Origin of the sequence: Novosphingobium fuchskuhlense (genome assembly GCF_001519075.1) — a bacterium.
GTDB lineage: Bacteria > Pseudomonadota > Alphaproteobacteria > Sphingomonadales > Sphingomonadaceae > Novosphingobium > Novosphingobium fuchskuhlense.
In genome coordinates, this window is sequence record NZ_KQ954245.1 from 249,445 (window position 1) to 268,948 (window position 19,504).

Here is a 19,504-nt window from a genome sequence, read left to right on the forward strand (position 1 = left end):
CTTTAATTCGAGAAGGGGTAGGAGAAGGCGACGAGCCAGCGGTTGCGTTGACCAAGATCGCCGAGGTTGTCGCGGATATTGCCGCGCCACTTGTTTGCGTTGGTCGCGTCGGTGCCGGTGTCTGCATATCGAAGCGTGGCGCCGCTCGGGATCGCGGTGCTTGCCACGATCTTGATCGTATCCGGACCGATGATGGTCACCGAAGCAATCGTGAGCAGCGTGCCGCCGCTGTCATAGAGATTGAAGCCGTAGTTGGTCTGCGCGACCACCTGCGTCGTATCGACCAGCAGCTGCCCGGCGGCGACGTTGAACTTGACCAGCGCAATCTTGCCCTGGCGCTTGAGCGAGACAGGACGCAGCGGCTCGTAAGCCGTCTGGTCGATCACCGCGCGCTTGATCGCAAAGGCGAAGTCCCGACCGATGTCCGCCATGCCGGGCGGAAGGTAATGAATGTTGCTGCTGCTGACCTGCCCGTATTGGTAAGACGGGCCGGAGCAGTAGATATAGGGGTAGGTGTCCGCCGCACCGACATACCGCGTGTAGACGCCCCGCGCAGACGCATTCGTAGTCCCGTCGGTGTTGATGCTGGGATATTGCTCCCAAGTGATCAGCGGCACTTCGCCCTGGCCTTGCACGATCGACTGCGCCTGCGTGCTGATGTAGGCACGCATGGCCTCAAGCTGCGTGGCGTAGGGCGTTGCGATTGCCGAGTTGCCCTGCAACCATGTCACGCAGAGTACGGCATAGGTCTTGCCCATTGCCTGCGCGATGGCATAGCCGCGCGTGATCTGCTCGATCACCCGCTTCATGTAGATGCCTGCGGGATCGGCCAGATCCTCGATGTATTTGCTGCCCTCGCCGGGATACGAAACGAGCAGCTGAAACGCCTGATCGGTCATGGCCGTATTGTTCTCGGCAAGGATCAGGCGCTTGATTTCGTTGGCCATGGCGACAGCACCAGTTTCGCCCACATTGGCCGTTGTGAACTCCGGCGTGCCGACACGCTGGTTCTCCACGGCCGGAACGAAAGATTGCAAGGCGGTCGCATCCTGGGCCACCGAATACTGCTGACGGATGCCTTCGCCCTGAGCATTAAGGTTGAACATGAGCGTGTCGTAGGGCTGCGTCGTATTGATCACCGGGATCGCATCGAAGCCGCCAGCCCAGCTCTGGCCGTAGTAGATGATATGGTTGATCTCGGCCGGGAAAGCGCCGGGCTTGCGATCCGTCGTGGCGAGGAATGAGTTCTTGCGGAACACGCTATCAGCGCTGAATTTCACCGCCTGTCCGCTAACCATGCGCGTGAGGCCGTTGGCGTCTACGTCGAAGACGACGTGATTGTTCGCATCCTTGATCGCCAGCGGATTGCCAGTGCTCGACTGAAATGCAGTTCCTCCACTGCCAATCTCGATGGTCGGAGCGGTCACCTTGGGAGTGATCAGGCGCACGAGCTCGGTGCTGCCGTCTGCATTGACCCGGACCACCACTCGCTTGCTTGCATCGCTGATGGTCAGCACTGTCCCAGAATTTTGAGCCAGAATTCCAGAAACTTGCGCCACCAGTGCTGATGCCGTCTGGCTGTCGAGGTCGCCAGTACGTTGCCAACCTGCAGGACTGGCCGAATAGGTGTAGTCGCCAGCATTGCTGACCGTGCCACCAACGACTGGATCGGTGTGCGTCCCGGTATCGCTAGCTCGGACGCGAGCGCGGTCTCCGGCCAGCATGCCGGTTGCCGAAGCCAGTGCGCTCCATGTCGCGAATGGAATGGCGTTCTGCGAGCGCGCGAACGTCGATGCCAGCCATGCGCCAGAGGGCGACGTAACTTGTGTTCCGCCAAAGGGAGCAGAACCGAACGATCCGGCATTGTTGCCGCAAAGCAGAAATTGCGAGCCGTCCGAGGACACGGCCCAATATTTTTGCTGGTTTGCAATGATCGCGCCGACCACCGCAGTAAGCGTGGTCCCGGCGGGCAACGTCGCACCGGTCGGGATCGTCACAGTCGGCGGGGTCGTTCCGGATCCCAAGCCCGTGTTGATGATATCCACTCGCGCTGTCGTGGCCGACGTAACGACGAGATTGGCAACCATTCCGGTAATCGACCCGCCGGAAAAGGTCAGCGGATAGGTGCCAACGGTCGCGCCAGTTATGGCCGTTCCGCCGATGGATACCGACGTCACGCCCTTCGGTAGCGTCGAGGCATAGGCATTATCGTAGATCGACATGCCCGAAACGACCGTTTGCACGGCACTGCCGACGAAGGCGCGATCAGAGGAGACCTGTAGCGCATCAGCTTGAGACAGTTCGGAATAGGCTTGCGCATCAAGCGCGGCAGCACGCGCGTCCGCTGTCAGCTGCACCGAGTCCAGATCTACCGAAACAGGAACAAACGACACCTGAGCGCCGTTCTTGAGCGCGATCGCAACACCGCCATTGGACGAATACAGCACCTGCCGCACGAGCTGGCTCGATGCCGACAGCCACGTGCCGCGCCCAACTTCCCACGCGCTCCCCTGTTGGATCGAATAGGAGTAGTCACGCCCGTTGATCAGCGCGTCGGTGCCGCGAAATCCCGTGACAGCCGAGCCCAGCTTGAGCGGCCCAGTACCCGTCGAAGTGATGTTGATCTTGACCAGGTCAACCAGCGAAGACGCCATGAGATGCTCCCTTGTAATCTCATGGTAGGGCGGAGCGCTGGATCAGGTATCGAAGCCGGGAACGATGGGCACCGCGACACATCGGCAATTGATCAGCGTGCCGGGCCACACTTTCCCTTCGCCGTCGCCGAAATCGTGACCTTCGCGAATATCGTAGGCCCGCCCCGAGAACCGGACATGCGGTTCGCGCGGGTGCTTGCCGCCAGCGCTGTGCATCCACTTTGCTTTCGTGATGCCGAGCTCAAGATGCCGGGTGCGGGCCATGACGGCCGTCGCCTTGTTGTTCTGATCCCGCGCGATCAGCGATGCCCGGCGCCTCGTAATGCCGTAGCTTTTCTCCAGCGCCTTGGTGAGCGCGCCGAGATCGCGGCCTTGTGATACCGATTGGTTGACCAGCATCTCGACCTTGGTGAGGTGCTGGCTCGCGATGGACTTGATCAGTCCGACGTTTTCGGCGCGCACCGCGGCGAAAGCATCGCGCATGGCGGGCGTCATCTTGAAGCGAACCGACATGCCGCCCTTGCGCAGCATCTCCGCGAGTGCTCGATCACACCGGGCGCGGGTTTGGGTCGCGAAGTACTCGGCGAGGCTGTCGGCAAGGTCATCGAAGCGTCTGAGCCAGCGCCGGGCGATGCGCGACATGACGAGCTGCAGTTCCTTGGCCGGGATTTCGTCGGCGGCGATGACGGTTTCAGGCTCGCGCTTGTTCCAAGTCCGCTCGATCTCGCGCAGCAGCGTCCGGTGCATTTCAGCCAGCGCGGCCAGTACCCGCTGTTCGTATTTGATGCGGATCGGCGCGGCGGGGCGAATGGGCTTGAGCATGGGTCATTCCTTGCCCAGCAGCGGAAGCGTATCCTCTTCGCCCACCTCGAGCGGTTCGGGTTCCGGCGCAGGCCCGGTCAGGCGGCCAGCATAGAGCCCGCCTTCCTCATCGTTCAGCCGCTCGCGGGCTTCCTCCGGCGATACGATGCCAGCAGTGATGTAAGCCGAATCAGCTTCGGCGTCGGACTTGCGGATTGCCGCCTTGTCCGCGTCCGACATCTCCCACAGGCTTTCAAACTCGAAACCGATCTTGTCGTCGATCGCGCCGAACAGGCTCAGCTGCACGACCTCGAGCAAGGTCTTGAGCCCGGGCCCGATGATCTTTTCCTGATAGCCAGCAATCTTGTCGTAGAATGCCCTGATCTCTCCATCCGATGAGGCATTCAGGCCTGAAGGTGTGACACCAAGCAGGATCACCAGCGGAATGCCTGATACCGACGCGATCTGCTCAATGGCCTGCGACTGCAGCTTGTCGAGGCCCGCGATCGGCGCCGAGACGTTGCTGAACTCTTCGGTATCCTTGTCGATCGCGAATGTTCCGCGATTGCTGCGGGTTTTGTTGAACAGGTCGACCCGGTTGAAGAATTGTCGTTCCGCGCCAGCCACGCCGGTCAAGATTTGTTCCATGTCCGTTGCGAGCACCATGACCGAGAATGCATCGATCAGGTCCGACACCGACTGGCGAGTGCGCAGCCAGTTGTCGACGTAGGGCTTGATCATCTGGCTCAGGGCCACACCGCCGAACGCATAGGCTGGCTTCAACATGTTCGGCATCGGCCGACCGACCATGGTCAGAAGGCGGGAGGCATGCACGATGTTGCCAGAGACGTACCAGGTCGAAGGATTGTAGAAATCTGGCGCGAGCGGGTTCTGCGCCGAGTATGCGCCGGGGTAACACCACATCGGTTCGACCACGCCGAGGCGCTGCAGGGGCCGTTCCGGGCCGATCTTCTTGCTGTCCAGCACCAGCGGGACCGGCAACTCCTGCGGTTTGTCGAAGTCGCCGAAATCCATGAACAAATGGATGCGCCCGAAAAAGCATTCCTTTTCGACAGCTTCGCGGACCAAATGGCGCACGTCGAGCCGGTCCAGTTCAGCGATGATCTTGTCGACCTTGGCCTTGTCGCCAGTGACCTTGATCCACTTGCGGGTGCAGTGCTCCGCCCAGATCGAGGCGACGTGCCGATATTCCGCGCGCTGGCTCAGTTCGGCGAGATAGGGATAGCCGAGAAAGCCCAGCCCCTCATGAGCGCCTTGGTTCGTGGCATAGGAGATGAGCGCGTCGGTGGTTGGCACCGCGTCCATCGCCATACCCTCCGGTAGCGTTCCGGTCATGGGTGCCGCGCGTTGAAAGGTCATTTCGGGCAAGAAGATAGGCGAATTGCCGCGCTCGGCCTCGTACAGCGCGGCTTGGCTGACACGCATCTCGCGCGCGGTTTCAATGACCGTCAGGGCTTGAGGCTGCGTTGCGGTGGTCGAATTCCAGAAGGCGCGCCACGCGGCACGAATGCGGCCAAACATCAGGCCGCGACCTTTTCCCCGGTCCACTGCATTTTCGCGCCGCTGCCATCAATCCACCATAGACGGCGCTTGCCTTCATCCGTGGTGTTCTCGTTGACCTCAGGAGCAGGGTATCCATGCGATTGAGCGTGTCGCGCGATCATCAGGCGTCCCGCTTCCAGCCAGAGATCATCTTCGGTCATCTGATTCATGTCAGACTTCAGGAGCGGCTTAAACTCGCTGACTGCTTTCGGGGGATGGATCATGTCGAGGCCCTCGCTGCGAACGTGTAATCCCATGGTACGCCGCACTGCCTCGTGGTAGGCAGACGCATGGTTCTCACCTTACGCGAGCTGCTTGAGGCAGCGCTTGCGCATCTCGAGCTTGAAGCCCGGGAGCCGCGCGAGGCCATGCTGAGCGAGGAAGAGCAGGAGGCAATTGTCGCCGCCTTGGCGAAAGCTACGCAGCCGCCAGAGCATCGGGACTGATCATCATACCGCGGCGCCCCGGCGCGAAAGCCATCACGAAAGCATCGGCAAGGTTGGGGGAGGGCTGGGCCCCGCCGACGCGGTTCGACTTCGCCAAGTCCTTCTTGCTTTCAACCTTGACGCGGCCGGCGTTGTCGAAGTCACGCTTGGGCGTGCAGAGTTCGTCGATCAGCTGGTTGAGGTGCGGCATCGTGCTGTCGATAAAGACAAGCTCGTCCTGGCTCGGCACCTGGCCACCGTTGACCGCGTTGAAGGTCGCCCGGAACCGATCCGCGAGAAGCCACCAAGCCTGCGCCTTGAGGTTCGCGAAGAAGTCTTTGTTGGTGCGTGGCGGGTGCGAGCGCGCGTAGATCGAATCGGGCCGGAACACGGCTGCACCAGCATTGAACCCGGTATGGCGAACAGTTCGGTGCTGCGTATCCCCGGCGTTCAGTTCGTTGATCTTGGCACCTGTCATCGCACCGACGCCGATGCTGTCGAACATGATTTCCGCGTCGTGCTCCAACGCAAGGTTCCAGACGCGCGTCGCCGACTTGAGCAGCTCATGCTCCCCGGCCTTCCAGAGGTCGGCGTGGTAGGCGAGCGCGCCATGCGCTGCGATTGCTGCATTCTTGTCCGCGCCGCCATCGGCAACGTCGAAGCCGATGCGTTTTTGCCCAACGGGCGCGATACCGAGCTTCTTGTGCGCATCGATCGCGGCCATGACCCACGAGCGCTTGATCACTGCATCGTCGTCGTCGTCGCGCGGGACGCCAAGGTAGATGTGCTCGAAATCAGCCTCGTCTTCTGCGCGAGCCGCAGCGATCAGATCCAGCATGGTCTGCGAGAGAAACGGGTTTTCGTCGAAATTGATCTGCCGCACCAGCGTTCCCGGCGGCGGGTTCACCACAAAGCGGCGCCAGGCAAAATCGGTGCTGAGCTTGGGATTGAATATGATCCAGAACTGCGAGCTGTCCTTGCGCAGCGTAGGGTTCAGGATTTCCCATTGCTCCGCGGTGAGGGCATGAGCCTCTTCAAGCCAGCAGATATCAATGCTCTCGAGCGACTTGATCTCGGAAATGTGCCGCCACAGGCCGTAGAACAGAAACTCCGAGCCGGTCCGGCGGTGCACGATCTTGTTGTCGAGGACGCGGAATTGACGCTGCAGCCCGAAACGCTCGATCTGGATCTTGAGCAGCGAGTAGACCGATTCCTCGATCTTGTTTTGAAACTGGCGGGCGCAGAGGACGCGGATGCGGTAGTTGCAGGCGAGGTAGATGATGAACCCCGCCGCGTCCCATGATTTCGACGATGCCCGGCCGCCGTAGAGGATCCGGTTGCGGATCGGCTCGCCGTTGCCGTTGCGCTTAGCCAGCCAGAACGGCTTCAGCACTGGATTGAGCGTCGGTCCGCGATTGTGGCCGATCTCGGCCTGCGCGACTGGAGCCGCCTGTGGGTCAGGCGTTCCGCTGATCAGCTTCCTTGGCCGTTTCGCGCGAGGCTTGGCGACAACCATGGGCGATCAACCGGCCTCACCGTCCTCGCCGTAGAAGTGACCGAGACCGGACGCGATGTTGACGTTGACCTCTGTGCCCGCAGCTTCCTTGAACGCTGCCACGTCAATGTGCTTGCCGCACATTTCGAGCGCGCGCAGAGCGTTCTTGCGATCGTTTTCGGCATGGGCTTCTTCGAAAACCTGAGCAGCCTTTTCGAGCACCCATTGCGCCGTGATCTTGGTCGCTTCGGCACGCTCCTCCTTGGCTTTGGTAATAGCGGCGGCAACCATAGCATTCGATAACAGGCGGCTTGACTGCTCTTGTGCCGTCCGCGCGCTGTAGCCCGCCCGGATCGCCGCCTGCGTCGCGTTCAGATCGACGAGGTATTCTTCAACAAATCGCAGTCGTTTCGGGGTGAGCGTGGCCATAATCTTCACCTTACCATTTCGCCACGCCGCGAATATCGACGTTGCCCCAAAACCCCCGGCGTAAAGCTTCAAGGAACGGACGAGGCGCTTCCCATCCTTTGGCGATCAGTTCGACCGTGGCGTCGAAATCGGATCGCAGCATGAGCAATTCGCCCAGGTGCTTTGCGACGATGCGTTCATCTCCGCGCCCAAGATTTGCAAACCAACCCGGTCCGGCTAGTTTGACTTCCAAGCGGCCCTGTTCGATCAGCGCGCAAATTGCCTCACGCGAAACTTCACCACCTACTCGGCAAACTTCCGCCAGTGGGATGTAGTTCCTGTCATCCGGCAGCCGGTCTTGCGGTATTTCAGAAATCCACCCAAGCTTTGTAGCGCGGGCGATAATCTGATCATCGGTCAACACCGTATGATTGCGTTTCCAGAACTGACCCTTCGCGTTGGGCGCGCCATCGGCGGTGCAACGGTAGACCGATCCCCATCGGCGCAGAAATTCCGCAGCGCAGCCGGCTCGGCTCATGTCGCGGTGCGCGATCAATGGGCGGGCAGTGAAACCGCGATCGGTGCGCGACTGGCCGATGCCGCGCTTCATGCGGGTCTGCGGACGGATTTCAAGTTCACGGCGCCAGCGAGTCACGGTGGCGAGGCTGGCGTGGTAATGCCGTGCCGCGCCCTGTGAGCCGAGAGAGCGGAGGATCGCAAGAAAGTCAGCTGGGCAGTCACGGCGAAGTCCGACGACAGCGCAACGCTTGCAGCGGCCGCGTGAAGAGCGATTGATCACGACCCCGCAATCCCGGCAGCGCTTGATCTCGCGGCGGTGCTTGCGCAGGCGCGCTCCGACGTTGGTCATGGCAAAGCTCCAGGCGAATAGCGGCAGGTCAATGGTGGCGGACAAGGTCATGCGCCGTCGTTCCGCTCTGCGTGAAATCCGAACGGCTCTGTCTTGCTGCGCTCCGGCTTGCGGCTGTCGAACCAGCGCTTGTTCGCTTTGGGCGCTTCCAATGTCGGTATGTTGGTGTTGCGCGGGCGGTAGGTCATGCGGCGCCTCGACCATGCAAACCGGCTGCCGCATCAGCCTTGATCAACTCGATTTCTTCAGCGCTTGGTTTCCACCGATCCGGAGCAGGCAGGTGGCGATCACGCGGAATGACGTCGACGCCCAGCCGCGTGCGGCGCAGAGAAAGCAGTTCCTCGCCTTCCTTCAGGATCGTCGGCACGATCTGTCCGTGGTGAGTGCAGGTCCGGCGCGCGGCGGCGCAAGCTGCTTCGAGGATGTCGCGGGGAAGGTGCGCAACCTCGCCGGTGGCAACGGTCAGCCAGGCATGCGCGTCCTCGCCAGACATGCCGACCGGCTTGACCAGCGTAAGGCAGCTTGTGACGAGCGCGACGGCCTCAGTGGCGCCCGAAGGTGCCAGTTCCACGGGCTTCGAGTTCTGCAGCAACCTGCCGTCCGATGTCGACGAGCGCGGGCTTGGCAGCCGTGCCACCACCTGTCCGAATGTCTTTGCCATTTGCAGTCCCCTTCAGTTCATCCGGAGCATAGATCGCGCCCCAACCCTTCATCACCGCGTGTTCGAGTAATCGGCCCGGTGGCCATTCACCGGTGGCCAGCTTGGCAATGTCGGCGAGAAAGCCGCGGTACGCCGTGGCCGTGTTCGGCAAGCGCTTGGCGCGGCGGTTCTTCAGGAAGTCTGCCCAGACCGAGCCATCAGCCCAATCCGGCTTGGGGAATTCGCCACCAGCCGGGGCCTTACGCGCAAGTGCGCTCGCGCAGGGGGATGTTTCCGGGTGGGTATGGGTGGGGGGGTTAGAGTTATTCTCATTGGGGGGGCGGGAAAGGGCGGGGGTGGCCGTGACTGTCCCATCCATGTCCCGTGACTGTCCCGTGACTGTCCCGTCCATGTCACGCGTATTGGCGCGTTGACGGCGCTTGCGTTCACGAGCGGCAGCGCGCGTCGCCTCGATTGCCGCATCTCGTTCTTCAATTGCACGCACGGCGATCAGGATGGCATCAAACGGCGCTCCTGCATCAGCCATGGCCTTCATGAGTTCCGAGGTGGTCACAGCGCGTGCACCTCGATCTCAAGCCGCCCAGGTGCTTCCGGCTCGGCATATTCGTACAGCGGCACGAACCGGCTATCGTTCACCTTGAGCGCGTCCGCGATGCCATCGAAGATGGGTTTGCAGCGGTTGCCGAAATTGACCCGATCCCCGCGCCGGTTCGGTGGCACGAAGCGAATGCGCACCACGATGTCACCTTGATCCGGTGCCGTTACCTTGGCTGCGAGAGCGGCAGCCTTCGCCCATGCGCGCCACTTGGCCGTGACGGAGGACTTGCCTCGCCAGTGGCCTTTGGCGTGCCCTGAGAGAGCGGCAGGAGGGAACGGCAACCGGATCATAGGTCAGGCTTCGGCGCTACCGACAAACAGCGGCAGGCCGGTATCAGCCTTGACCTGCTCACAGGCCTCGGTGAACGCGTGCTCGAACACCATATCCGGCCGCCAGAGGTCGAACCAGAACACGATGCCGCCGCCCTGCCTGCGGTAGCGGAACCGTGCGAGGATCTGGTCAAGCACCCGGGCGCGCGCGAAGATCGGGATGCAGATCATGAATGCGTTGGGGAGCACCAGCTTGTTGCCGCTCGCGTCGAGGTGTTCCGACTGGAACACGACTTCAGCCTCGCCGCTCGAAAGATTGCGGGCCTCGCGCAGCGTCGACGCTTCATTGACCTGCAGGCCTCGCGCGATCTCGATCAGCTTGGAAGGGCTGGCGAGATTGCCGCCGGACTTCGAAAGGAAGTCCTTGGCCGCATCGGACTGCGGCTTGTCGGAAGTCACGTCGACGATATGATCTTCGAGAAACGCCGCGAAGTCAGCCATCGACATGGGCTTGCCGTCAGCCTTGCTCCACGCCTTCCACTCGTCGGACAACGGAAAGCTGTAGACCGCCTTGTGCTTGAGGTTGCAGGGGTCGCTCTCGTAGCCAGCAAAGTGGTAATCGAAGATCGCAGTCAGCTTCGGCGCTTCCATATTGTCGACCGCGAAGACCGCGCTGTTGCCGCCCTTGAAGCGGTTCACATGGTCGATGAAGCTGTCCAGCCGCGTGTGGGTTGCCGTGCCGGTGCGGCGCAGCGGAATGTCGCGGTAGGGATCGAGCTGCGACGGGCTGATGATCTCGACCTTGTCGCCGAGAAGTGCCGGCGCTTCAGTCCCATCGCGCGGATCCTTGATGGTGACGATCAGGCCGCGCAGGTGGTCGCTGGCGGCGGCAATGCTGTCGCGAACGATAGCGCCCGCCTCTGTGGTGTCGGTCATGTCTGGTCCTTTCAGGCGCTGCGCACAGTGCGCGGTTCAGCGGTGATCTCGCGGATGGTGCCGAACAGGTTGCCTTGGCCTGGCTTGTTCGGCGTGAAGCGGTTGTCGTCCGTGACCCAGCCGATCGTGCGGCTCACCTTCTCCGGCGGCAGCTTCAGAGTGACCTGCGGCGTGAAAAAATAGACGCCGTCATGCTCGCGCTCGACATCGATGGTCAGCGTGATCTTGCCCTTGACCTTCTTGCCGGTGTCGACGCCGAGCTCTTCCATGTCCGCCGAGAATTCCTGCAGCTTGTCGGCGCAGTCCTGATTGAACGCGCCATCGTTCAGCATGGCGATCAGGTCGGTGAGCGTGGTGACAGAAGGATAGCGCCTGCCGCCATCTGCAGCTCGATCTTCGATGATTTCCCCGGTGTCCGAGTCGTAGTTTTCCTTGGGCATTTCATTCTCCTCGGCGCGGGGTACAAAGGGATCGAGCGTCGCGCCGTCGCTCGTCGTGGAAATGGCGGCGCGGCGCTTACCCACGCGGCTCCAGTTCGGGCAGCGGCGGCAGGCCCATATCGGAGCGCATCAGGCGGGCCTTGGCGCGATACCGTTCGCGGTCGCCAAGACAGCGCAGTTCGGACAGCGTGCGGCCCGCGTCTGACGCGGTGGGACGGCGGCGGAACAGGCGCATCATGCGGCGGGCTCCCGATAATCCTCAGCCCGCTCCAGGCGCTTCCGGCATGGCGCGATCCAGTCAAAGCGGGTGTCGTCCTCGCCGTCGATCCACACGAGCCAGCAATAGGCAGTTGCGGTCGATCCCTCAGGAGCCAGACGGCCCCGATGCATCACTACGCGCTCGGCAAATTGGAGAACAAAGCTGGGCGGATTGACTTTGAACAGGCTCTCGTACCGGCCCTGCCCTTCAAGAAAGGCAGTGCGCACGATCATGGCAAAACCATGCTCGCTGCTGGCGGCCGCGCGCGCGATAAACTGCTCGGCAAGGCGGAACGGCGGGTTTGTGATGGTCCAGTCGACCATCGGCGGCACCGGGCCCCACAGATAGTCAGCCACCGGAAAACCTGCGCCATAATCATGGACGTCCGCGGCTTCGACGGTGCCGAAATACTCGGCCAGCGGGCGCGCCATGTGTCCGCGATTGGCAGCGGGTTCGCGGCAGGTCAGTTCGCAACAGTCATCCCGTTCCGGGCACCAGTTGCGCACCAGCCATTCGCAGAGCGCGCGGGTGGCCCACGGGGGGGTGGGAAAATCGTCCAAGCTGTCGTGCGCCTCATGACGTTGCTGCATCACGGCCGAGGATCGGTTCTGGCTCATGCCGCACCCGCCCGCACTTGCCCGGCAAGCTGCTCATATGCGGTATCGGACAGGTCGAAGAGGCTCATCACCTCTTCGCGCGAAACGCCCTTGGCGATGGCCCGGCGTGCCTGATCATGGCCCGCAACCTGCGCGCTGAACTTGCCATCGCGCTCGGCCAGCATGGCGAGGATGCGATCGCGCAGCGTGGCGCTCCCCTCTTGCATCGCCTCACGGTGTGCAGGGTCGTTGCCGCCCATCTGGCGCGTCATGCCAGTTTCTCCAGCGTTTCAGTCACCAGCGGATTGCGCGCGGCATACTTGGGGAGGTTGTCGATCAGGTGCTTGATCGAACTGTGATCGCGGCCCAAACGGCGCCCAATCTTCTGCAGGGACTGTCCCCGGCGGCGCAGCACAGAAGCGACAACGCAGCGCGCCTCGACCGCCGCAGTCTCGTGCGACCGGCTCAGCACGTCCTCGGCGCTGATGTTCATCAGCTGCGAAACCTTCTTGACCAAGGCGCGCGTGGGATTGTCGAGCTTGGTTTCCCGAAGCCGGATCCGATGCTCGGCGCACAGGCCAGACGCGTTCTTCCGGTCCAGTCCGACCTGGCACACCGAACAGCGCTTCGTGTTCGGGTGCAGGAACGCCCGCACGCAATGGATGCAGCGCCCGGTCTTGTTCCGGCGCACGTTCAAAGCACCGCCGCAGTCGGCGCACTGGTGCTTCGACACGCGCGGATTGGATGCAACGCGCTTCACGTTGTCGTTGATGTGCGGCATCCCGAGGGGCGGCAGACCGCGCGAGATCAGGATGCTGTCGCGCAGCTTCGCCGATCCGCGCGCCATGTCGCGGAAATCGCAGAAGTCGGCATAGCGCAGCGCGGCGTTGTCGGCAGGCGCGTAGGCTGGGCGGGCGCTCATGCTGCCACCCGCAGACGCTTGCGTTCCACCGAAAGGATATGCGCCGAAAGCCCCTCGACGCAGGCCTTGAGCGCAGGCAGGCTATCGAGCTCGCCCTTGATGCCTTTGGCCCGTACCATCGCCGCCAGTGCGTCGGAAAGCAGCGCCACCGGTTCGCCATCCTCGCTCGGGGGCGGGGCGTAGAGCGCCTGAAACGGGGCAAGGAACTCCTCGCCAAATGCCGCGGCGATCCGGGCCAGCGTGACAGACCCGATATCGTTCTTCTCGTTGCGGATGTTGGCAACGGTGCCGGCGGAGATGCCTACGCGATCGGCAAGCATCTGGTCCGTCAACTCATGCTCGCGCTGGATATCGCGGATGATGTTGGCCGCAGCGCGGCGCAGTGATTTTGTGTCCGGCAAAGCGAAGGGCAGCAAGACATTGCGGTCAAGCATCGGGTATTGCTCCATTATGGCTGGAACAGGGAACATCGAAGAAAGACGGGACCGCAGGGTATTGGGGGGCTGCGGTCCCGCAGGTGCCCAGCGGCGGTTGCATGTCGCCGGGGGGAGAGTTCATTGGCGCGGCTCGCGGTCGTTGAAGCCGGTAAACGGGCCGAAAGCCCAAGCCGCGAGACAGGCGAGGGCGATCCACCACAAGGCGATCACGATCAGGGCGTCCGTCATCGGTCAGTGCCCTCCGGCGGCGCAGATTGACTCCGCGCCGCCTTCGGCCATCCTGTCGGAGCGACCCGAGACAGGAGAATCAAAATGTCTGAAGATGTACGCGTCACCAATTGGCCAGCTGGCGGCTCGCATCAGGCAGTTGCGCTTGAGATGTGAAAGATTTTGCGCGCGACACACTACGAAGCGGCAACAAATCTTGACGACGATGTCGCCTTGTTCACCCGATGCCTTAGGGTCGTATTTGGAAAATCCGATACTACGTCCTGAAGGCAGCGTCGACGGCGTCGAGCTTGAGCTTGGCGTCGTCCTGGCGCTCGCCGGTGACGAAAGCGTAGAACGCTTCCGCGTCGGTAAGGTCGCGGCCATTGCTGAGTGCAAGGGCAACGCAATCGAGCGCAACGCGCTGTTCTTCGATCGTACGCATGTCGTTTCTCCTTGGGGAATGGGGCCGGCCATCGTCACGCCGCCGACTGGCTGGGGCGCTGAGCGATGTTGAGCATGATACCCTTCTCTCTCGCGAGGGCTTCAATGCCGGGGATGCGCCACTTCGGGATTGACCCGGATGACTTCCAACTCGACACGGTGGTCGGGGCGAGATCGAGCGCCACAGCAACAGCAACAGTGCCGCCAAGAGCCTCAATGATGTCCGAAGGTGTATCCATGCAGGAGAATTACGATATTCGTAAGCTGCCTGCAAGGGGAAAAGTTACGATGTCCGTTATCGACGGGGGCTTACGATTTTCGCATGGTGTCCCGATGGTCACTCATGACGACATCCGCGATGAACTGCTGAAAAGGCTGGCGGAAAAGCGCGTGACCGGCGCTGGCATCGCCAAGCTTTTGGGTATTCCAGCCCCTCGTGTGGCGGAAATCAAAAAGGGCACGCGGCGCATTCAACAGAATGAAATGCCCATCCTTGCTGAGTTTTTCGGGTTGGGTGAAATTGACAGTCCGAGCGTTGATACGAATGTCGTTTGGGTACCGGTGATCGGCATTGCCGCAGCCGGCAGTTGGCGAGAGGCGATTGAAGTGCCCGCGTTTCTTGTTCCACAGATCAAGCGAGCCGGGTGCAACCAGGCTTTCGCGGTTCAGGTTGATGGCGATAGCATGAATCAGATCCTGCCCGAGCGGTCTTACGCCGTGGTGGATCCCGATCAGAGAGAACTGCGCAACAACCGCGTCTACCTGATTCAAAACGGAGGCGGGGAAACGACCATCAAGCGCTTCTGCACGGAGCCCGCGCGGTTTGAGCCGGTATCATCGAATCCGATGCACAATGTCATTCACATTGGAGAGCACGAGATCACGGTAATCGGCCGCGTGGTGTCGTTTACGAGTGACGAAGGGTTGTAGCTGATGCGGCTAATCCTTGAAGCCTATCGCTGGGTCACGCTGTTTGCTTTCTGGGTGTCGTTTCTGTTCTTGCTGGTGCCGGTCGCTGCGTTTTTCATGCCTGGCTATCATGTCGAGTACGGCCCGTGGGCGCTGTTCGGGTTTGCCGGCGTTGCTTTCACCTTTGCCGCGTCCGGCCTGAACGTCATCGGCATCGCGATCTACGACCAGCTTCGCGCGCTCACCACAGAGGCCGAGTACGCGCGCACCGAAATCGCCTATCTGCGCGAGGAGCTTCAAGGGCGTGACTAAGCGGCTGAGGCTACCGCTTGGCACGCCAGCGCCGGGCGATGGCAAGATAACCCCGTCGAAAACACCGCTCTACCGGGGCAATGAGCCGGAACACGAAATAGCCTGCGGTAACTGCGACACGGTTCTCTTCGAACGGATGGGCGAAGAAGGGCTTCGGCATCACCTTAACACCGTCAACCGCTGCGTGCTCCAGTGTGTTTGCGGCGCCTATAACTTCTTGCCAGTTCAGACACGCATCTAGTTCCAGGCTGGTCAGCGTGCGCGACCACAAGTAGGTCTTCCCGCCCGGAATATCGAACGGCGGACCCACATTCTCACCCTTGGCCCTAAGCTCCCGGATGACTTCGGCCCGAAGTGCAAGGGCTTGCTCGTGTATCACGTTGCATGCGCACCTGTTTTCCATTTCCATTTTCCTACAGCCCCACCGCTCGGCATGATCGGCATGAGCGTGAGCTATCGATTTTCGCACATTGAAACAAGAAAATTACGAAAACCGTATTGACGTATGGATACGAATATCGTAATAAATCTCCAACAGCCGGTGAGCCGAAAGCGCAGACCCGGCCAGTTTGGAGACTTCCGATGGCTACACCTGTCACCACTGCTGAACTGATCGCGATCCTCGCGCCGTTCGCTGGCTACAAGCTCAACCCGCCGCGCAGCCCCGAGGGCTATCCCCGCCAGAACGTCGCGGTCGATATCTACGCCCGTGCCGAGCACATGATCGATTGCGATCTGCGCGGCGTCGATGCGGATGGCGTCGGGGTGTTCTTCTACAACGCCCGTGAGGTCACACCGTGGGACCGCATCCGCGAGGTCCGCGTTGCTGGCCTTGATGCCGATGGCGAACGGGTTTCGACGCGCGTATTCCAGCACGTCGGTGCTGTGAAGGTGGCCGCGTGAGCGCGCCAGCACTCGCCGTCGACATGTGGACCTACAAAGGCTGGTCCATCAGCGCGGACTACCCGCCGATCCCGACGCGCGCCTTCGATTGGTCCGCCACATCGCCCGATTACGACGCTGATTGCGATCAGGACGGGTTCCATCGCTGCGCCGGCCAGACCCTTCACGCCGCGACCTACGAAGACCTGTTGCAGGCCATCGAGGACGCCATTGTCGATGGAGTCGACGCATGAGCGACACACTCATCCAGCGCGCTCGCGACATCGCGGCGGACCAGTACATCCGTTTGGAAGTAAAGCGCCCAACGCCCCTCCGTACCTTGGAAGAATGGGCACCGCACGTCGCTGCCTACAGCGACATGATCCGCCAAGGTTCGTTCGACCGCAACATTGAAGTGCAGACTGCGCTTGCCGTTTTGCGGAGTGTCGCGTGATGGGCAGCCTCACCAGAACCGCCGCTGCCTGCGCCGCCGCCGCGTTCCAGCGCCACACCTTCACCGCATGGCAGACCCTGACCGGCGGGCAGGCGCACCCGGTCGATACCGGAAAGGCCGAGGCGCTGGTCGAAGCAGTCGCCAACGCCGCGCGGCTCTGCCCGCACAAGGCGACCCTGTTCGTTCTGCAGCGCGACGAGCTGACCGGCGCGCAGGTGCTTTCGGTCAGCGCGATCAAGGCCCGCAAGGTCTGGCGCAAGTGCCCGGACAGCCTGATCACCAAGCAGGTTTCCGAAAGCTATCCCGCCGAGATCACCCAGGTCCGCATGTCGGCCTTCGCGCCGTGGTCGTTCGACGTGTTCGCCGATCCGGTTGGCCGCGGCGCTGCCGGGTGCGTGGACATAGCCGCCAGCTTCGCCAGCAAGCACAGCGAGGAGGCGCACTAGGCCATGCACCCCGCCATCGCCCTCATCCGCAGCCACCCGCGCGAGTTCTGGCCGGTCCTCTGGGCCATGCCTGCCTTCGCCGCGCTGTTCACTCTCGTCTGGATTGTCACGCCATGAACCGCAGTCCCATCGCCACGCGCATCATGCCCGGCCTCTACGGCACGGAAATCCGTGTTCCGGCCTACGTGGTCGCCCAGCCTCGCAAGCGGGGCGTCATCACCGATTGGCTTCGCGAAAAGCGCGCGGCCGCCGCCAAAGGAAGCAACTGATATGAACGCACCTACGAGAATCACCGCTGGCGTTCCGGCTGTCTATGCCAAGATCGCTGCCATCCAGGCCGAGCTGGCGCGCACCGGCATTTCCAAGTCGCGTCGCAATCAGCAGCAGGGCTACCAGTTCCGCGGCATCGACGAGATCTACGATGCCTTGTCGCCGCTGCTTGCGGCCAATGGCCTCTGCATCCTGCCGCGCATGGTCAGCCGCGAGGTTGTCGAGCGCACATCGGCGAAGGGTGGCGCGCTGTTCTATGTCACCGTCGAGGCCGAGTTCGATTTCATCGCTGCCGAAGATGGATCGGTGCATGTCGTCCGCACATTCGGCGAGGCCATGGATAGCGCCGACAAGGCCACGAACAAGGCAATGTCGGCTGCCTACAAATATGCCGCGCTCATGGCTTTTGCGATCCCGACCGAGGGTGACAACGACGCCGATGCCACCACGCACGAGGTTCAGAGCCGGGGCAATACCCAAGCTCCGAAGGCCGAGCCGCGCCAGCGGCAGTCGGCAGGCATGTCGGATGCTTCGTTCGCGAAAATCACAGGCCTCTTGCAGGCAACCAACACCGCGCCCGGTGTCATCATCGAATATTACAAGGTCAAGAACCTGCGCGAACTTAGCAAGGCGCAGTTCGATGAAGCCGTGTCTCGCCTCGAAGACCGTCTCGCCAAGGCTGCTCACGAGCAGACCAACCAGCAAACTCAGCAGCAGGGCGGGGATTTCGATCCTGCGTCGCTCGAGAACTGCCCCTTCTAAGGAACCCCGGCATGCTGACCCACTATCAGTCCAGCAAGGGCGCTATCGCGATCAATGGTATGCCTTTGCGTTACGCTAGCAACGCCCTCGCCAAGCTCCGCCGCGATGAACCCGAGCGTTCCGGGGAGATCGAAGCGCTGCATGCTCACGTGACGAAGCTTGAGGCTGCCGCCGAAGACGCGACTGCCGTCGCGGTTGCTCCGCCTCCGATCGGAGACAATGGCGGGCCGCCGATCGAAGAGTCGGGGCCAAAACTCACGACGTGGGACGCAGTGAAGACCAACCTTGATGATCTGCTCACCGAGGCTGGCAACTGGGCTGATGGCATCGATATCACCAACCAGGATCAGGCCGACAGCGTTGGCCGTTTGCGGGGTCTCCTGCAGCAGGCCGTGAACGCCGCTGATGACGCGCGAGTGGCGGAGAAGAAGCCGCTCGATGATCAGATCGCGGAAATTCAAGACCGCTACAACGCCTACATCGCGCCGATGAAGAACCGGCAGCCGGGCAAGGCCAGCAAGGCGATCGCCGCGCTCGGCAACCTTTTGACGGTCTGGCTGAACAAGCAGGAAGCTGATCGTCGCGAGCGTGAAGCCGCTGCTGCAGCCGCCGCCGCCGAAGCTGCAGCAAAGGCGCTGGCAGAGCGGGCCGAGGCCAAGGAAACGACCGACTTGGCCGTGATGGAACGCGCGGATGAAACACTCGCCGCCGCAGAGGAACTTATCCGTCAAGCCAAGGGCGTCGCGCGGGAGAAGGTCAGGGCAGGCGGTGGTGATGGCCTGCGCGCTCAAGCGCTGCGCACCTCTTACGTGGCCGAGCCGAGTGGCGAGAAGGACGCGTGGACCGCTGCGCTGCGCCACTACATGAACCACGAGCCCGAGGAGATCAAAGCCCTGATCCAGCGGCTTGCGAGCGCCGATGCGCGCGATCCCGGCAAGCGTGCGCGCGGCATCCCCGGTTTCATCATCCGCGAAGTGAAGGAAGTCTGATTATGGCGAGCGTCAACAAGGTCATGCTGATCGGCAACTTGGGGCAGGATCCCGAGGTCAAGAGCTTTCAAAACGGCGGCCGTCTTGCGGTCCTGCGCATCGCCACCAGCGAGACGTGGAAGGACAAGGCCACTGGTGAGCGGAAGGAACGGGTTGAGTGGCACACCGTCTCGATCCAGTCCGACGGTCTTGTCGGTGTCGCCGAGCGCTATCTGCGCAAGGGCAGCAAGGTCTACATCGAAGGCCAACTGCGCACCCGCAAGTGGCAGGCACAGGATGGCAGCGACCGCTACAGCACCGAGGTTGTGCTTGGGGGGATCGGGGGCTCGCTGGTCATGCTCGACGGCGCCAACAATGACAGCGGGCAGGGCGAGAGCCAGCGCGGCGGACAGGCGCGCGGCGGCACGGGCGGCGGGGCAGGGCGGTCCGGTGGCTTTGGGAGCCAGCAGCGCGGCGGTTTCGCCGACGACGACCTCGACGACGAGATTCCGTTCTGA

Annotated in this window: 31 protein-coding genes; 10 read left to right on the forward strand and 21 right to left on the reverse strand. The window is 62.2% G+C overall.

Features of this window, described 5'->3' with window-relative positions; translation table 11 throughout:
* Positions 1-2: 2 nt before the first annotated feature.
* The 20 genes from AQZ52_RS10965 to AQZ52_RS18755 all read right to left on the reverse strand — a co-directional run bounded on the left by AQZ52_RS10965 (position 3) and on the right by AQZ52_RS18755 (position 14,222).
* Positions 3-2,654, reverse strand: a complete 2,652-nt coding sequence (locus AQZ52_RS10965) for a hypothetical protein (protein ID WP_067910420.1) — start codon at positions 2,652-2,654, stop codon at positions 3-5.
* A 42-nt stretch (positions 2,655-2,696) separates the two neighbouring features.
* A complete protein-coding gene (locus AQZ52_RS10970; protein ID WP_067910423.1) occupies positions 2,697-3,476 on the reverse strand; it encodes a phage head morphogenesis protein in 780 nt (259 codons plus the stop codon).
* Between the two features lie 3 nt (positions 3,477-3,479).
* Positions 3,480-4,997, reverse strand: coding sequence for a DUF1073 domain-containing protein (locus AQZ52_RS10975; RefSeq protein WP_067910426.1), 1,518 nt, complete (start codon positions 4,995-4,997; stop codon positions 3,480-3,482).
* Positions 4,997-5,242, reverse strand: coding sequence for a hypothetical protein (locus AQZ52_RS10980; protein WP_067910430.1), 246 nt, complete (start codon positions 5,240-5,242; stop codon positions 4,997-4,999). The genes AQZ52_RS10975 and AQZ52_RS10980 overlap by 1 nt, the downstream gene beginning before the upstream one ends.
* Positions 5,243-5,435: 193 nt before the next feature.
* Positions 5,436-6,959: a PBSX family phage terminase large subunit gene (locus AQZ52_RS10985; protein WP_082697797.1), complete on the reverse strand. Its 1,524-nt coding sequence runs from the start codon at positions 6,957-6,959 to the stop codon at positions 5,436-5,438.
* Between the two features lie 6 nt (positions 6,960-6,965).
* The gene (locus AQZ52_RS10990) at positions 6,966-7,367 is read right to left on the reverse strand and encodes a terminase small subunit (protein WP_082697992.1); all 402 of its coding nucleotides are present in this window, start codon (positions 7,365-7,367) and stop codon (positions 6,966-6,968) included.
* A gap of 10 nt (positions 7,368-7,377) precedes the next feature.
* Positions 7,378-8,265 (reverse strand): hypothetical protein, encoded by an 888-nt coding sequence (locus AQZ52_RS10995; protein ID WP_067910436.1) that lies wholly within the window; start codon positions 8,263-8,265, stop codon positions 7,378-7,380.
* Positions 8,262-8,402, reverse strand: a complete 141-nt coding sequence (locus AQZ52_RS18520; RefSeq protein WP_156424905.1) for a hypothetical protein — start codon at positions 8,400-8,402, stop codon at positions 8,262-8,264. The genes AQZ52_RS10995 and AQZ52_RS18520 overlap by 4 nt, the downstream gene beginning before the upstream one ends.
* Positions 8,399-8,707, reverse strand: coding sequence for a hypothetical protein (locus AQZ52_RS11000; RefSeq protein WP_169793739.1), 309 nt, complete (start codon positions 8,705-8,707; stop codon positions 8,399-8,401). Before AQZ52_RS11000 ends, AQZ52_RS18520 begins: the two co-directional genes overlap by 4 nt.
* A gap of 49 nt (positions 8,708-8,756) precedes the next feature.
* Positions 8,757-9,428, reverse strand: a complete 672-nt coding sequence (locus AQZ52_RS18525; RefSeq protein ID WP_156424906.1) for a hypothetical protein — start codon at positions 9,426-9,428, stop codon at positions 8,757-8,759.
* The gene (locus AQZ52_RS19100; RefSeq protein ID WP_240481594.1) at positions 9,425-9,613 is read right to left on the reverse strand and encodes a hypothetical protein; all 189 of its coding nucleotides are present in this window, start codon (positions 9,611-9,613) and stop codon (positions 9,425-9,427) included. Before AQZ52_RS19100 ends, AQZ52_RS18525 begins: the two co-directional genes overlap by 4 nt.
* A gap of 153 nt (positions 9,614-9,766) precedes the next feature.
* On the reverse strand, positions 9,767-10,678 hold the full coding sequence (locus AQZ52_RS11015; RefSeq protein ID WP_067910446.1) for a DUF2303 family protein: 912 nt from the start codon (positions 10,676-10,678) through the stop codon (positions 9,767-9,769).
* Between the two features lie 11 nt (positions 10,679-10,689).
* Positions 10,690-11,202, reverse strand: a complete 513-nt coding sequence (locus tag AQZ52_RS11020; protein ID WP_067910449.1) for a hypothetical protein — start codon at positions 11,200-11,202, stop codon at positions 10,690-10,692.
* Positions 11,195-11,356: a hypothetical protein gene (locus AQZ52_RS18530; protein WP_156424907.1), complete on the reverse strand. Its 162-nt coding sequence runs from the start codon at positions 11,354-11,356 to the stop codon at positions 11,195-11,197. Before AQZ52_RS18530 ends, AQZ52_RS11020 begins: the two co-directional genes overlap by 8 nt.
* Complete coding sequence (locus tag AQZ52_RS11025; protein WP_205626469.1) at positions 11,353-11,808, reverse strand: hypothetical protein; 456 nt, start codon at positions 11,806-11,808, stop codon at positions 11,353-11,355. Before AQZ52_RS11025 ends, AQZ52_RS18530 begins: the two co-directional genes overlap by 4 nt.
* A 182-nt stretch (positions 11,809-11,990) precedes the next feature.
* Positions 11,991-12,245 carry a hypothetical protein gene (locus AQZ52_RS11030; RefSeq protein ID WP_067910455.1) on the reverse strand — a complete coding sequence of 85 codons (255 nt, stop codon included), beginning with the start codon at positions 12,243-12,245 and terminating at the stop codon, positions 11,991-11,993.
* Entirely contained in the window at positions 12,242-12,895 is a 654-nt protein-coding gene (locus tag AQZ52_RS11035; protein WP_067910459.1) for a helix-turn-helix domain-containing protein, read from the reverse strand. The genes AQZ52_RS11030 and AQZ52_RS11035 overlap by 4 nt, the downstream gene beginning before the upstream one ends.
* A complete protein-coding gene (locus AQZ52_RS11040; protein ID WP_067910462.1) occupies positions 12,892-13,329 on the reverse strand; it encodes a helix-turn-helix domain-containing protein in 438 nt (145 codons plus the stop codon). Before AQZ52_RS11040 ends, AQZ52_RS11035 begins: the two co-directional genes overlap by 4 nt.
* 487 nt (positions 13,330-13,816) lie before the next feature.
* Entirely contained in the window at positions 13,817-13,984 is a 168-nt protein-coding gene (locus tag AQZ52_RS18535) for a hypothetical protein (RefSeq protein ID WP_156424908.1), read from the reverse strand.
* Positions 13,985-14,018: 34 nt separating this feature from the next.
* Positions 14,019-14,222: a carph-isopro domain-containing protein gene (locus AQZ52_RS18755; RefSeq protein ID WP_067910465.1), complete on the reverse strand. Its 204-nt coding sequence runs from the start codon at positions 14,220-14,222 to the stop codon at positions 14,019-14,021.
* Here AQZ52_RS18755 and AQZ52_RS11050 point away from each other — a divergent pair.
* Together AQZ52_RS11050 and AQZ52_RS11055 are read left to right on the forward strand one after the other, a co-directional pair.
* Positions 14,221-14,913 carry an XRE family transcriptional regulator gene (locus AQZ52_RS11050; RefSeq protein WP_169793740.1) on the forward strand — a complete coding sequence of 231 codons (693 nt, stop codon included), beginning with the start codon at positions 14,221-14,223 and terminating at the stop codon, positions 14,911-14,913. The two genes, AQZ52_RS18755 and AQZ52_RS11050, sit on opposite strands and share 2 nt — an antisense overlap.
* A 3-nt stretch (positions 14,914-14,916) precedes the next feature.
* The gene (locus AQZ52_RS11055; protein ID WP_067910473.1) at positions 14,917-15,204 is read left to right on the forward strand and encodes a hypothetical protein; all 288 of its coding nucleotides are present in this window, start codon (positions 14,917-14,919) and stop codon (positions 15,202-15,204) included.
* A 10-nt stretch (positions 15,205-15,214) separates the two neighbouring features.
* Here the strand turns inward: AQZ52_RS11055 and AQZ52_RS11060 are convergent, their stop codons facing one another.
* Positions 15,215-15,613 (reverse strand): hypothetical protein, encoded by a 399-nt coding sequence (locus AQZ52_RS11060; RefSeq protein ID WP_156424909.1) that lies wholly within the window; start codon positions 15,611-15,613, stop codon positions 15,215-15,217.
* A gap of 173 nt (positions 15,614-15,786) precedes the next feature.
* Between AQZ52_RS11060 and AQZ52_RS11065 the strand changes: the two genes are divergently transcribed.
* The 8 genes from AQZ52_RS11065 to ssb all read left to right on the forward strand — a co-directional run bounded on the left by AQZ52_RS11065 (position 15,787) and on the right by ssb (position 19,504).
* Positions 15,787-16,107, forward strand: coding sequence for a hypothetical protein (locus AQZ52_RS11065; RefSeq protein ID WP_067910478.1), 321 nt, complete (start codon positions 15,787-15,789; stop codon positions 16,105-16,107).
* Positions 16,104-16,340: a hypothetical protein gene (locus tag AQZ52_RS11070; protein WP_067910481.1), complete on the forward strand. Its 237-nt coding sequence runs from the start codon at positions 16,104-16,106 to the stop codon at positions 16,338-16,340. The genes AQZ52_RS11065 and AQZ52_RS11070 overlap by 4 nt, the downstream gene beginning before the upstream one ends.
* On the forward strand, positions 16,337-16,540 hold the full coding sequence (locus tag AQZ52_RS11075; protein ID WP_067910484.1) for a hypothetical protein: 204 nt from the start codon (positions 16,337-16,339) through the stop codon (positions 16,538-16,540). The genes AQZ52_RS11070 and AQZ52_RS11075 overlap by 4 nt, the downstream gene beginning before the upstream one ends.
* On the forward strand, positions 16,540-16,986 hold the full coding sequence (locus AQZ52_RS11080) for a hypothetical protein (RefSeq protein WP_067910487.1): 447 nt from the start codon (positions 16,540-16,542) through the stop codon (positions 16,984-16,986). The genes AQZ52_RS11075 and AQZ52_RS11080 overlap by 1 nt, the downstream gene beginning before the upstream one ends.
* Before the next feature lie 113 nt (positions 16,987-17,099).
* Positions 17,100-17,255 (forward strand): hypothetical protein, encoded by a 156-nt coding sequence (locus tag AQZ52_RS18540; RefSeq protein WP_156424910.1) that lies wholly within the window; start codon positions 17,100-17,102, stop codon positions 17,253-17,255.
* A 1-nt stretch (position 17,256) separates the two neighbouring features.
* The gene (locus AQZ52_RS11085; RefSeq protein WP_067910492.1) at positions 17,257-18,018 is read left to right on the forward strand and encodes an ERF family protein; all 762 of its coding nucleotides are present in this window, start codon (positions 17,257-17,259) and stop codon (positions 18,016-18,018) included.
* Positions 18,019-18,029: 11 nt separating this feature from the next.
* A complete protein-coding gene (locus AQZ52_RS11090) occupies positions 18,030-19,007 on the forward strand; it encodes a hypothetical protein (RefSeq protein ID WP_067910495.1) in 978 nt (325 codons plus the stop codon).
* The gene (gene ssb / locus AQZ52_RS11095; RefSeq protein ID WP_276203280.1) at positions 19,007-19,504 is read left to right on the forward strand and encodes a single-stranded DNA-binding protein; all 498 of its coding nucleotides are present in this window, start codon (positions 19,007-19,009) and stop codon (positions 19,502-19,504) included. Before AQZ52_RS11090 ends, ssb begins: the two co-directional genes overlap by 1 nt.

Excerpts from the sequence above, each read along its gene's own strand:
- AQZ52_RS10965 (WP_067910420.1), bottom strand. The coding sequence starts at position 2,654 with ATGGCGTCTTCGCTGGTTGACCTGGTCAAGATCAACATCACTTCGACG.
- AQZ52_RS10970 (WP_067910423.1), bottom strand. The coding sequence starts at position 3,476 with ATGCTCAAGCCCATTCGCCCCGCCGCGCCGATCCGCATCAAATACGAA.
- AQZ52_RS10975 (WP_067910426.1), bottom strand. The coding sequence starts at position 4,997 with ATGTTTGGCCGCATTCGTGCCGCGTGGCGCGCCTTCTGGAATTCGACC.
- AQZ52_RS10980 (WP_067910430.1), bottom strand. The coding sequence starts at position 5,242 with ATGATCCATCCCCCGAAAGCAGTCAGCGAGTTTAAGCCGCTCCTGAAG.
- AQZ52_RS10985 (WP_082697797.1), bottom strand. The coding sequence starts at position 6,959 with ATGGTTGTCGCCAAGCCTCGCGCGAAACGGCCAAGGAAGCTGATCAGC.
- AQZ52_RS10990 (WP_082697992.1), bottom strand. The coding sequence starts at position 7,367 with ATGGCCACGCTCACCCCGAAACGACTGCGATTTGTTGAAGAATACCTC.
- AQZ52_RS10995 (WP_067910436.1), bottom strand. The coding sequence starts at position 8,265 with ATGACCTTGTCCGCCACCATTGACCTGCCGCTATTCGCCTGGAGCTTT.
- AQZ52_RS18520 (WP_156424905.1), bottom strand. The coding sequence starts at position 8,402 with ATGACCTACCGCCCGCGCAACACCAACATACCGACATTGGAAGCGCCC.
- AQZ52_RS11000 (WP_169793739.1), bottom strand. The coding sequence starts at position 8,707 with ATGTCTGGCGAGGACGCGCATGCCTGGCTGACCGTTGCCACCGGCGAG.
- AQZ52_RS11015 (WP_067910446.1), bottom strand. The coding sequence starts at position 10,678 with ATGACCGACACCACAGAGGCGGGCGCTATCGTTCGCGACAGCATTGCC.
- AQZ52_RS18530 (WP_156424907.1), bottom strand. The coding sequence starts at position 11,356 with ATGATGCGCCTGTTCCGCCGCCGTCCCACCGCGTCAGACGCGGGCCGC.
- AQZ52_RS11025 (WP_205626469.1), bottom strand. The coding sequence starts at position 11,808 with ATGGCGCGCCCGCTGGCCGAGTATTTCGGCACCGTCGAAGCCGCGGAC.
- AQZ52_RS11030 (WP_067910455.1), bottom strand. The coding sequence starts at position 12,245 with ATGACGCGCCAGATGGGCGGCAACGACCCTGCACACCGTGAGGCGATG.
- AQZ52_RS11035 (WP_067910459.1), bottom strand. The coding sequence starts at position 12,895 with ATGAGCGCCCGCCCAGCCTACGCGCCTGCCGACAACGCCGCGCTGCGC.
- AQZ52_RS11040 (WP_067910462.1), bottom strand. The coding sequence starts at position 13,329 with ATGCTTGACCGCAATGTCTTGCTGCCCTTCGCTTTGCCGGACACAAAA.
- AQZ52_RS18535 (WP_156424908.1), bottom strand. The coding sequence starts at position 13,984 with ATGCGTACGATCGAAGAACAGCGCGTTGCGCTCGATTGCGTTGCCCTT.
- AQZ52_RS11050 (WP_169793740.1), top strand. The coding sequence starts at position 14,221 with ATGCAGGAGAATTACGATATTCGTAAGCTGCCTGCAAGGGGAAAAGTT.
- AQZ52_RS18755 (WP_067910465.1), bottom strand. The coding sequence starts at position 14,222 with ATGGATACACCTTCGGACATCATTGAGGCTCTTGGCGGCACTGTTGCT.
- AQZ52_RS11055 (WP_067910473.1), top strand. The coding sequence starts at position 14,917 with ATGCGGCTAATCCTTGAAGCCTATCGCTGGGTCACGCTGTTTGCTTTC.
- AQZ52_RS11060 (WP_156424909.1), bottom strand. The coding sequence starts at position 15,613 with ATGGAAATGGAAAACAGGTGCGCATGCAACGTGATACACGAGCAAGCC.
- AQZ52_RS11065 (WP_067910478.1), top strand. The coding sequence starts at position 15,787 with ATGGCTACACCTGTCACCACTGCTGAACTGATCGCGATCCTCGCGCCG.
- AQZ52_RS11075 (WP_067910484.1), top strand. The coding sequence starts at position 16,337 with ATGAGCGACACACTCATCCAGCGCGCTCGCGACATCGCGGCGGACCAG.
- AQZ52_RS11080 (WP_067910487.1), top strand. The coding sequence starts at position 16,540 with ATGGGCAGCCTCACCAGAACCGCCGCTGCCTGCGCCGCCGCCGCGTTC.
- AQZ52_RS18540 (WP_156424910.1), top strand. The coding sequence starts at position 17,100 with ATGAACCGCAGTCCCATCGCCACGCGCATCATGCCCGGCCTCTACGGC.
- AQZ52_RS11085 (WP_067910492.1), top strand. The coding sequence starts at position 17,257 with ATGAACGCACCTACGAGAATCACCGCTGGCGTTCCGGCTGTCTATGCC.
- AQZ52_RS11090 (WP_067910495.1), top strand. The coding sequence starts at position 18,030 with ATGCTGACCCACTATCAGTCCAGCAAGGGCGCTATCGCGATCAATGGT.